Annotated in this window: 11 protein-coding genes; all 11 read right to left on the reverse strand. The window is 70.4% G+C overall.

All coding sequences use genetic code 11. From position 1 onward, the window contains the following. Positions 1-403, reverse strand: a 403-nt coding sequence (locus ACE3O1_RS12950) for a GTP-binding protein (protein ID WP_374315688.1), incomplete at its 3' end; no start/stop codon positions are given. A gap of 71 nt (positions 404-474) precedes the next feature. Next, entirely contained in the window at positions 475-945 is a 471-nt protein-coding gene (gene rpsG, locus ACE3O1_RS12955; RefSeq protein ID WP_019181739.1) for a 30S ribosomal protein S7, read from the reverse strand. 5 nt (positions 946-950) lie between these two features. Further along, on the reverse strand, positions 951-1,319 hold the full coding sequence (rpsL, locus tag ACE3O1_RS12960) for a 30S ribosomal protein S12 (RefSeq protein WP_018171438.1): 369 nt from the start codon (positions 1,317-1,319) through the stop codon (positions 951-953). Positions 1,320-1,668: 349 nt separating this feature from the next. Beyond that, positions 1,669-1,941 (reverse strand): hypothetical protein, encoded by a 273-nt coding sequence (locus ACE3O1_RS12965; RefSeq protein ID WP_374315691.1) that lies wholly within the window; start codon positions 1,939-1,941, stop codon positions 1,669-1,671. A 6-nt stretch (positions 1,942-1,947) separates the two neighbouring features. Beyond that, positions 1,948-2,820: a hypothetical protein gene (locus ACE3O1_RS12970; RefSeq protein ID WP_374315693.1), complete on the reverse strand. Its 873-nt coding sequence runs from the start codon at positions 2,818-2,820 to the stop codon at positions 1,948-1,950. Then, the gene (locus ACE3O1_RS12975) at positions 2,817-3,362 is read right to left on the reverse strand and encodes a hypothetical protein (RefSeq protein WP_374315695.1); all 546 of its coding nucleotides are present in this window, start codon (positions 3,360-3,362) and stop codon (positions 2,817-2,819) included. The genes ACE3O1_RS12970 and ACE3O1_RS12975 overlap by 4 nt, the downstream gene beginning before the upstream one ends. Position 3,363: 1 nt before the next feature. Then, positions 3,364-3,978, reverse strand: coding sequence for a hypothetical protein (locus tag ACE3O1_RS12980; protein ID WP_374315697.1), 615 nt, complete (start codon positions 3,976-3,978; stop codon positions 3,364-3,366). Then, entirely contained in the window at positions 3,975-5,258 is a 1,284-nt protein-coding gene (locus tag ACE3O1_RS12985) for a hypothetical protein (RefSeq protein ID WP_374315699.1), read from the reverse strand. The genes ACE3O1_RS12980 and ACE3O1_RS12985 overlap by 4 nt, the downstream gene beginning before the upstream one ends. A 3-nt stretch (positions 5,259-5,261) precedes the next feature. After that, a complete protein-coding gene (locus ACE3O1_RS12990; RefSeq protein ID WP_374315701.1) occupies positions 5,262-5,564 on the reverse strand; it encodes a hypothetical protein in 303 nt (100 codons plus the stop codon). 71 nt (positions 5,565-5,635) lie between these two features. Next, complete coding sequence (locus ACE3O1_RS12995) at positions 5,636-5,923, reverse strand: WXG100 family type VII secretion target (RefSeq protein WP_169580731.1); 288 nt, start codon at positions 5,921-5,923, stop codon at positions 5,636-5,638. Between the two features lie 98 nt (positions 5,924-6,021). Beyond that, on the reverse strand, positions 6,022-10,279 hold a 4,258-nt coding region (locus ACE3O1_RS13000), incomplete at its 5' end, for an FtsK/SpoIIIE domain-containing protein (RefSeq protein WP_374315703.1).

Below are 10,279 nucleotides of genomic sequence, written 5' to 3' on the forward strand. Positions count from 1 at the left end.
AGCAGATGCGGGGGACGTCGTACTTGTCGGCCTGACGCCACACGGTCTCGGACTGGGGCTCGACGCCCTCCTTGCCGTCGAAGACGGCGACGGCGCCGTCGAGGACGCGGAGCGAGCGCTCCACCTCGACGGTGAAGTCCACGTGACCGGGCGTGTCGATGATGTTGATCTGGTTCTTGTCCCAGAAGCAGGTCACGGCGGCCGACGTGATCGTGATGCCGCGCTCCTGCTCCTGCTCCATCCAGTCGGTGGTCGCGGCGCCGTCGTGCGTCTCACCGATCTTGTGGTTGACGCCCGTGTAGAACAGGATGCGCTCGGTCGTCGTCGTCTTGCCGGCATCGATGTGCGCCATGATGCCGATGTTGCGGACCTTGTGGAGGTCGGTGAGCACTTCTTGTGCCACGGGGTGTCTTCCTTACGTGTTCGGGAGGCGCCGGCGGGGGGGCTCGCCCCCGGCCGGCGACACAGAGCTGGTTACCAGCGGTAGTGCGCGAAGGCGCGGTTCGACTCGGCCATCTTGTGGGTGTCTTCGCGGCGCTTGACCGCGGCACCCAGGCCGTTCGAGGCATCCAGGATCTCGTTCTGGAGGCGCTCGGTCATGGTCTTCTCACGACGACCCTTCGCGTAGCTCACGAGCCAGCGGAGGGCGAGCGTGTTGGCGCGGTGAGGCTTGACCTCGACCGGCACCTGGTAGGTCGAGCCACCGACGCGGCGGCTCTTGACCTCGAGGGTCGGGCGCACGTTGTCGAGCGCCTTCTTCAGCGTGGCGACGGCGTCCTGGCCGTTCTTCGCCTCGACACCGCGCAGGGCGGTGTAGACGATCGACTCGGCGATGGACTTCTTGCCGTCCACGAGGATCTTGTTGACCAGCTGGGTGACGACGGGGGCGCCGTACACCGGGTCATTGACGACGGGGCGCTTCGGAGCGGGTCCCTTGCGAGGCATCTAACTCAACCCTTCTTCGCGCCGTAGCGGCTACGGGCCTGCTTGCGGTTCTTGACGGCCTGGGTGTCCAGGGCGCCGCGAACGATCTTGTAGCGGACGCCCGGGAGGTCCTTCACACGACCGCCGCGCACGAGCACCAGCGAGTGCTCCTGCAGGTTGTGGCCCTCGCCGGGGATGTAGGCGGTGACCTCGGTGCCGTTGCGGAGCTTGACACGGGCGACCTTGCGCATCGCCGAGTTCGGCTTCTTGGGCGTGGTCGTGTACACGCGGGTGCAGACACCCGCCTGCTGCGGGTTCGCCTTGAGCGCCGGCGCCTTGGTCTTCGAGACCTTGGGCGAGCGACCCTTGCGAACCAACTGCTGAATGGTTGGCACGTTCTCTCCTATGTTGTGCTGCGCGGGTCCCTGAGGCTCCGCACAGGTGCTGCACGGTGACAGCGGTCGTGTCTCCCCCGCAGCATCCGGATCTTGCGATTCGTGACGCAGCGGGCTCACATTCATCCACCGGCGAGGCATGATGGTGCCTCGCGGTTGTGTGGTGGATATGCCGTGGGGGTGACCTGTTCGCAGGTCGTTCCCTGAGATGCGGCGCTTGCAGACCGCCTCCGCGCCGAGGCACGGCGGACGGCGCGCGCGAGCGCACACCCGGTCAATGATACGCGGGATGCCGGGGGTCGGTCAAACCGCGCAGCTCCTGCTCAGCATGTCCTCGCATCGGCGCCCGTCAGCGCCGCTCAACTCCCCGGGAACGACGTTCCCTCGCGAGGGAGGCGGCCGCGAGAGCGGCGACCGCACCGGAGGCGAGCGCGAAGAGCGTGAAGGTGATCGCGCCGACGATCGCCGGCCCTTCGCCCCGATCGCCGCCGCCGCGACCGGACGTCGGTATCGGGGTGTACGGACCCTCGCGGAACACCGTGATCCAGGTGCTCACCGCGCCCCAGCCGAGGAACACGACCAGCAGGATGCTCAGAACCAGGAGGCCGAGGCGGAGGAGCATCCTCGATCAGCGAGCGCCGACGGCGCGCGCAGCGCGGTCGACGGCAGACGACACGACACCGCTTCCGAGCGGGTCGCCGAGGGGGGCGTCGATGCCGCGGGCGGCAAGCGCGGACACGGCGGCAGACCTCCCTGCCGCCAGAGCCGCGCGCTCGTCCTCGGGGAGGGCGGCGTACAGATCTCTCACCGCACGCGCCGAGGCGTCCCGCTCCTCTGCGACCGAGGACGCGAGCTCTGCGGTGAAGGCGTCGCCGTCCTGGTCGGCGCGACGGGGCCGGGGTTCGGGCGCGAGACCACGACGCGCCCACGCGCACCACGCCGCGAGCAGGATGATCAGGATCAGGGCTGCCGCGCCGACGACGAGCCACGGCACGAGCGACGGCTCGAACCGCAGCACGAGGAAGGACGCGAACCCGAGCGGTGCGACGATGAGGACCGCGGCGACCCACCCGCAGAACGCCACCGCAGCGGGCGGGGGACTCGATCGGCGCACGGGAAGGCTCGCGCCCGCGTAGCAGAGGGCGGATGCCGCGGCGAAGCACATCGCCACGGGAGCGGCCACCTCGAGATCGATGTCGGCGCGGGAGAAGAAGAGCGCGAACGCCGCAGCGGCGGCGAGGTAGGTCAGCAGCACCGCCAGCGTGCGGAACCACGGCATGCGCTGGCGAGGTGCCCGTGCGGCCGTCGCGGCGTCATCGCGAAGTCCCTGGATCATCGCCGAGCGACGCTCGCGGATGCGGTCCGCCGACCTCGCCGCCAGCTCGTCGACTCGCGCAAGATAGGCCGGTGCGCCGGCGAGCACGGCTCGCTCCGCCAGAGTCGGATCGGCCGCGAGAGCCGCCGGGTCCATCGCGGCGAGGCGGTCGTGCACGCTGGTCATGCCTCTGCCCGCAGACTCGCCACGATCGGGTCCGCCTGCCACTGCATGAGGCCGGTGGTCTCGCGATCGGAAAGCTCCGAGAACACCGTCGCGAGACCCGTCTCGAACCGCAGGCCGTAGACGATGCCCGCGAGCTCAGCGCCGTCGGGAGTGCGCTGATCCGACACGTACGCGACGCGGTACCCGTGGGGGCTCGCGTCGGTTTCGAACTCCGACACGATCGGATCGAACCGCGGATCGCTTCCCTCCGGGATCCAGTCGTCCGCCCGGAATTCCGAGTCCTCGACCACGACGTCGGCGAACGTGAGGTGGAGCACACCTGAGGTCGGCAGTCCCGGCGGCCGGAAGTAGAGGGAGGTCGCGATACCCTCCCGGCGCATCGCGAGCGCCCTCTCGGCCCACGCGCGTGCGTCGTCCATCCGGTCGGCGTACTGCTCACGCGCGATCAGGAGCTGCGCATCGAGCCACTCCTCGTCGCGACCGGCATCCGGCTCGGGCAGCACGGCCCACACCTCGGCGGGGTAGTCGAATCGGAAGGGCACGTCAGCGGCTCCAGCGGAAAGTGGACATGATGGCATCCATCAGGGCCTGTGCACCCGCGATCGTGTCGTCGTCGAGGCGCTCGCCCGCGGACACCGGCAGCACGCCGGTGAACAGCAGCGCGCTGTGCCGTTCGGTCCCCGGAATCGCGATGAGGTAGTTGAACGATCGCACCGTCGCCACGCCGCCGTCGAGATCGAGGCGGCCGTCCGAGTGCCAGCGCATGATCTGGGCATCCTCGTCGAAGGGCGCAGCTCCGTGCCGGCGCACCAGCTCATGAACCTTGGCGTCGAGCGGCCCATTCTCCGGTGCCGTCACACGGGCGACGATGATCGACAGCGGGAAGAGATCTTCGGGCGGGACATCGCCGCCGGGCAGCATGATGCGCACCGGGTCGCGCTGCAGGAGCTCGCGGGCCGCGCGGTCCATGAGGACTCGGAACCGTCCGTCGAGATCAGGGCGGTGCTGACTGCGGAAGACGCCCGACGCACGGTCCGCCAGCTCGCGCAGGGCCTCCTTCGTCGGCTCGAGCGAGAGCCAGCCCGGGGGGAGGAGAACGGCGAACGGCGGCACGGGCTCCGTGCCGCCGTTGCGCATCTGCTCGAGAAGCGAGGTCATCGCCACGAGTCTACGCGGGCGTCCGCAGCCGCCGCCTCGACGCGATCGTTCGCGAACGACACGAGGTTGAGGGTCGTGACGTGCCCCTGGATCGCCGTCAGCACCGGGAGCTTCATGCCGAAGGAGCCGAGGCCCACCAGATCGTCTCCGTAACCGGTGAAGCGACCCCAGAACATCGCGCTCGAGCGGGGAAGCACGGTCGGCATGTTCTCGAAGACGTAGGGCGTGCCCGACATGACGCGCTGGATGAAACGCGAACCGCCGGTGATCTGCCCCCACGGGGCGCCGTTCGTCGTGAAGTTCCACGCCGCGGCGGCGCGGGAGTCGATACGGCTCAGATGCGTGCTGAGCGATCGGATGTCGTCGGCGCCGAAGAACAGGTTGCGGAATCCCGCGAGACGGGGGAAGCGCGCGCCCTCGGCGGCGAGGTCGCTCAGCTTGACGAGCTTGCCGAGCTTTCCGAACGGGATGACGCCCAATGCGGCGAGCGCGACGTCCTTGCCGTCCTTCCGCCCCTTGGCGGCGAGGATGATCGTCGCGAGCAGGGTGATGACCGCGACGACGGCGGCGATCACGCCGAGCAGCGGGCCGCCGATGACCAGCGCGGCGATCACGAGGAGGACGCCGACCACCTCGAGGACGGCGACCAATCCCTCGAGGAATGGCAGGGCGTCGTCCCAGAACCCGTCCTTGACGCCGTCGTCGTTGGCGTCCTGCAGCTCGTCACGCGCGTGCTCGTACGCGCGCTCCCACGAGTCGTAGAGCCGATCGAACTCGGTCGCGTGGATCCGCCACTCCGTCATCGCGCTTTCGAGACGCCCCTCGGCGTCGTCGCGCGCCTCCTGGCGACCGGTCGATCCGCCATCCTCATCGTCGGGGAGGTCGGAGGTGTCGTCGACCGCGGAGGAGCGCGCCCGCACCGTCTCCCACGCCGACTCCGCTTCCGCGACGGCCCGGTTCAGGGTCGGCTGGATCTCGCTCAGCCGGCGGCCGTAGTACGACAGCGCGGCGCCGCTCGGCGAGTACCGCTCGCCGGCCTTCTTGAGGTCCGCGTGGACCTCCGCCGCCTGATCCTTGATCTCGTCGAGCGATGCACCCTTGCCGACCTGCTCGTCGGCGATGAGGCGGAGCGTGTTCGCCGCCCGCTGCATGCGGTCGCCGAGGGACTCGATCTTGCCGCCCCGCGAGATGATCGCGCCGGCGTCGCCCGCGAGTCGCTCGATCTCACGACCCTGCGGGGAGTCCCACATCTGGCGGTGGTAGTACGACTCATTTCCCACGGGTCACTCCTCCGGTTCCATCTGCGCCGCCAGCTCGCGGTCGAAGTCCGCCCAGCCGTCACGCACGCCCTCGACCTGCTCCTGCAGCTTGACCAGATGGCCGCGCAGCGTCTCGCGCTTGTCGTCCCAACGGCCCTCGAAGTCGTCTGCCTCGTCGCGCAGCTCGCCGCGCCCGAACGGCCGGCCGATCGCCTCGAGGAGCGAGCCCGTGCGGGAGCCCGCCTCGTCGAACTCGACGACGATGGCCTTCAGCGCCTGGTTGAGCTGATCCATCGACTCGAGGGGGATGTCAACGCCGTCCGACACCGGACACGCTCCTCACATGCTGGGATCCGTTCGGCTGCCGGCATCACCGGCAGCCGAACCGGGGGACTCGGTCAGTTGCCGGCGAGTGCCTGGTCGGTGTCCTTGATCGCCTGCTGCATCTTGCGCAGCGACTCACCCATGTCGGAGATGCCCTCGATGGCCTTCTCCAGACCGGTCGTCAGCTCGGTGTAGCCCTCGCCGAACTTGCCCGACGCGTGCTGCGTCTTGAAGTCGTCGCCGAGCAGACGGTCCACGTCGCTCTTGAGGCGGCGCAGGATGTCGCCGATCTCCTCACGACCGCTGTCGAGCTTGCCCGACATCGCTTCCATCTCACCGTAAGAAGCCTTGAAATCCGCCATCGTCCATCTCCTTCTCGGAACACCGGACCACCCCGGCTGCCTCCACGGTAAGCGCAACCCCACCCGCATGCACATGGGGAGGATTCCCCATCGGGGGATCAGGCGCCGTCGTCCACCAGCGGCAGCTGCACCGTGACCAGCTGCCCGTTCTCGACGAAGATGCCGCGCCCGGCGGGATACTCGTGGCGCTGCACCTTCGGGAACGGCACCTTGAAGAGCGAATCGCCGTCATAGGTCTCCGGCCGCAGGGCGATGCCGTGGCGTCCCGCCTTGAGTTCGCCCACAAGGCCGTAGCCGCTGCTGAGCTGTGAGACGTCGCCGTCGGCCGCCAGGAAGTGATCGCTGCGGTTGATCGCCTGGAAGAGCTCCTTGAGCGGCCGCTCCGCGTCGGTGTCGGCGAACTCGGCGAGGTTCTCGACGACGATGGCGATCCGTCGCGGGATCGACTCGTCGCCCACGATCTCCTTGAGCTCCTTCGCGAGCGCGCGGACATCCTCGATCGTGGACACCGCCTGTCGCCACGGCCGGAGCCCGCGCAGGGCGGCCCGCCGTCCGCCGATGTGGAACAGCTCCACCTCGGGGTCGAAGCGCTCCAGCGACAGGACGATCGCGCGCAGCGCGGTCGTCTTGCCCGACTGCGGCGGCCCCGCGACGACGAACGTGCCGACCGGCTCGAAGCCGGTGGGTCCGAGCGTGTCGTCGCCGATGCCCAGTGCGGGGAAGTCTCCCACCCGCGAGGGCAGTTCGGCGGCAGCGAGTTCGGTCGGCAGCGACCCGATGTTCTTCGCCTCGACGGCGCCGGCCTCACGAAGCGCGGCGGCGAACGCCTCGGCCGCGGCGTTCTGCTCGGCGACGTTCGTCGTGCCGCCGATCACGGCGACCTGGGTCTCCAGCCCGTCCACGATCGCGCGGCCGGGGACGCTGCGCTCGTTGAGCACGTCCTTCGCGACCCCGAGGATCGAGTAGGCGCCCTCGTCCGACATCCGCAGCACGATCCGCTTGGTGACGTTGGCACTCACCGCGGTCGGCACGGCGCCGTAGCGGTCGGCCGTCGCCACGACGTGCACACCGAGCGGCCGGCCCTCGCCGAGGAGGCGCATGAAGATGCCGTAGAACGCGGCGCGCGTCGAGGACGTCTCCCAGTCCTGCTTGAACACGCCGAAGCCGTCGAGCAGCACGATGATCCGCGGCTCTGCGCTGTCGCCGGTGATCTCGCGGTACTCCGTCAGCGTCGCCGCGTTCACGTCGGAGTAGCGCTTGGCCCGGTCGTCGAGCACGCCGCGCAGGGTGCGCAGAAGTCGCTGCACGCGCTCGACGTCGTCACCCGACACGACCGATCCGACGTGCGGCATCGTCTCGAGCGACCGCAGGCTGCCGGTGCCGAAGTCGATCCCGTACACCGCGACGCGTCCGAGGTCCGGCCGGGCGCCGGCGGCGATGCCGATCGTGCGCAGCGCGGCGCTCTTGCCGGCACCGCTCGTGCCGTACACCAGCATGTGCCCGTCGGTGTCGGGGTGGAAGAACACCGCCTCCTGCAGCTGGCGCTGCGGGATGTCGGCGAGGCCGATCGGGATGCGCTGGTCGCCGTCCAGCGGCAGGTCGCGGAGGTCGATCGTCGTCGCCAGGTCGTCGAGCCACGGGCGGCGGGGCGCCGGGATGCCGGCATCCGAAGCCGCACGGGAGAGGTTGGCGACGAGCCGCTTCTGGTCGTTGGGGCCGAGGTCCTCGTCGTGCGCCTCGGAGTCGTTGTCGCCCTCGGCCTCCCACAGCGTGACCGAGCCGAACCGGAGCTCGGCGACGCGCACCTGCGCGCGATCGGGCTCCTCGGCCGTCCAGCCGCCGGCGTAGCCGGACTGGAACGGCACGAGCCGGCCCGGTCCGGTCTTCGCGATGCCCCGACCGGGGAGGGACGGGTCGAACGTCGACGCGACGGCGTCGCCCACGACGTCGTTGGAGTCCGCGGCATCCGCCATCCTCAGCGCGACGCGCAGGTTGGTGTTGGCGCGCAGGTTGTCCTTGATGACACCCGCAGGGCGCTGCGTCGCCATGATGAGGTGGATGCCGAGCGAGCGGCCGCGCTGGGCGATGTCGACGACGCCGTCCACGAACTCGGGCACCTCGGTGGCAAGGGCGGCGAACTCGTCGATCACCAGCACGAGCGCGGGCGGCGTCTCGGGGTCCTGGCGCTTCTCGAGCTCGAGGAGGTCCTTGGCCTTCTTGCGATTGAACAGGTGCTCGCGGTGGTGCAGCTCGGCGCGCAGGCTCGTGAGCGCGCGGCGCACGAGGTGGGGGCTCAGGTCTGTGACGAGGCCCACGGTGTGCGGCAGCTCCACGCAGTCCGCGAACGCCGAGCCGCCCTTGTAGTCGACGAACAGGAACGTCACGCGGTCGGGGCTGTACTCGGCCGCCATGCCGAGCACCCACGCCTGGAGGAACTCGGACTTGCCCGAGCCCGTGGTGCCGCCCACGAGGGCGTGCGGCCCCTGCGTGCGCAGGTCCAGCGACATCGCGTCGGGGCTGCCCTGGCCGACGTAGGCCTTCAACGTGCCGGCGCGCTTGAGGCGCGGGCGCGGACCGCGGGCGCGGTCGATGATCGAGTTGTTCTGGCGCCACCGCTCGATCGCTGCCTGCGGCTCGGCGGCCATGTCGGTGCCGATCAGGCGCAGCAGCGACACGCTCGCGGGGAGATCGGACGAGTCGGCGGCGACCGAGCTCGAGTCGACCACGGGCGCGAGGCGCTTGGCGAAGATCTCGGCGTACTCGCGCGAGACGCCCTCGACCGCGACGCTCTGGGCGCGGTCCCCCGCGCGGACCCAGCCGACCGCGGCGTCGGCGAGCCCCCCGGTCACGTCGATGAACGTGCGGCACGATGCCGGGAGCGACTCGACGGTCGGAGCGACGAAGACGGTGTAGACCCCGGCATCCGGTCCCCGCTCGATCACCTGCGTGAGCCGCGGCCGGTCGACGGGCGCGTCGTGTGTGACGAACAGCACGAGCGACACGTCGCCGGCCGCCTGCGCGTCGCCGCCGGCCCGCTGGCCGACGTGCTTCCCGAGCGACATCGACACCTCCTGCTCGGACAGCGGCCCGCGCCGGGTCGCCGATCCGGACAGGCGCTCGAGGATCGCCTCCTCGAGTCCGTTGAGGAGAGCGGTGCCGGCGGACTGGCTGTCGGCGAGCGCCATCTCGGCGAACGGCGAGCGCGGGCTCGTGGTGTGCGGCAGCCACTTCATCCACTCCATGTCGCCGGTCCATCCCGGATCGACGATGGCCGCGGTCACGACCTCGTTCGGCGCGTGGAGGCCGAACAGCTGCACGCCCAGCCCGCGGACCACGTCCGCGGCGAACTCGCGCGGCCCGGCGATGCCGATCGCGCCCGCCGACGGGAGCAGCTCGATCACCGGCACGTCCTCGATGCGCGCGAAGCGGTCGCGCAGCCGCCGCACCTGCGCCGAGTACTGCGCGATGCCGCGCTGGTCGTTGGCCTCCTGCACGGTGTTGCGGCTCTTCCCCTCGCCCACGCCGAGGCGCAGACCGAGGAAGTTCCAGTGCTCGGGCCGCCTGGTCCACAGCAGCGGACCGAGGGACATCGCGTTCTCGTACACGGTCGCTGTGGCCGGCGCCTCGGCACGGCGCCGCTCGCGCTCGAGCACCTCCTCCGCCTCGAGCTGCTCCTCGAGCTCGTCGAGCTGGGTCTCGAAGGTCTCGATCTCGAGCTGGAGCTTCTTGCCCTGCTGGGTGCGCTGGCCGATGAAGTTGCCGAGCATCATGAGCGGGGCCATCGCGACGATCAGCAGCGCGGTGGGGCGCTGGGTCACCGCGAACATCGCGAACCCCAGCAGCACCGGTGCCATGATCATCGGCCACGGGAAGATCCGCGGGTCGGCCTCGTTGGGGATGATCGGATGCCGGAACTCCTGGCCTGCGTACCGGTCCTCCACGCGCGGCGACCGGTTGAACATCAGCGCACCGCCGCGCTCGAGGACGAGCGAGTCGTCGGTCACGACGCGCGGGACGAGCGAGAACGACACCTCGGTGGCGCCGATGGTGATCTTCTGCCCGGGGATCACGCGCACGCGCTGCACGAGACCGCCGTCGACCACCAGGCCGTTGGCGGAGTTGAGGTCGACGAGCTCGATGCCCTGATCGACCTCGACGCGGGCGTGGCGCTTGGAGACGAGCGGGTCGTCGAGGAGCACCTGGGCCGGTGCGACGCGCCCGATCACGCTGGACCCGACCGGCAGCGGGATCGTGCGCCCGGCCTCGGACCCGGTGTGGATGCGCATCCCGGCGGCGGGGGCGGCGCCCGCAGCGCCCGGCGCCGCGGGCCCCCGGGAGGCGGCGCCCCCCCCGGCG

Source organism: Microbacterium sp. (assembly GCF_041909575.1).
In the GTDB taxonomy this organism is placed as follows: domain Bacteria; phylum Actinomycetota; class Actinomycetes; order Actinomycetales; family Microbacteriaceae; genus Microbacterium.

Excerpts from the sequence above, each read along its gene's own strand:
- ACE3O1_RS12970 (WP_374315693.1), bottom strand. The coding sequence starts at position 2,820 with ATGACCAGCGTGCACGACCGCCTCGCCGCGATGGACCCGGCGGCTCTC.
- ACE3O1_RS12995 (WP_169580731.1), bottom strand. The coding sequence starts at position 5,923 with ATGGCGGATTTCAAGGCTTCTTACGGTGAGATGGAAGCGATGTCGGGC.
- ACE3O1_RS12980 (WP_374315697.1), bottom strand. The coding sequence starts at position 3,978 with ATGACCTCGCTTCTCGAGCAGATGCGCAACGGCGGCACGGAGCCCGTG.
- rpsG (WP_019181739.1), bottom strand. The coding sequence starts at position 945 with ATGCCTCGCAAGGGACCCGCTCCGAAGCGCCCCGTCGTCAATGACCCG.
- ACE3O1_RS12965 (WP_374315691.1), bottom strand. The coding sequence starts at position 1,941 with ATGCTCCTCCGCCTCGGCCTCCTGGTTCTGAGCATCCTGCTGGTCGTG.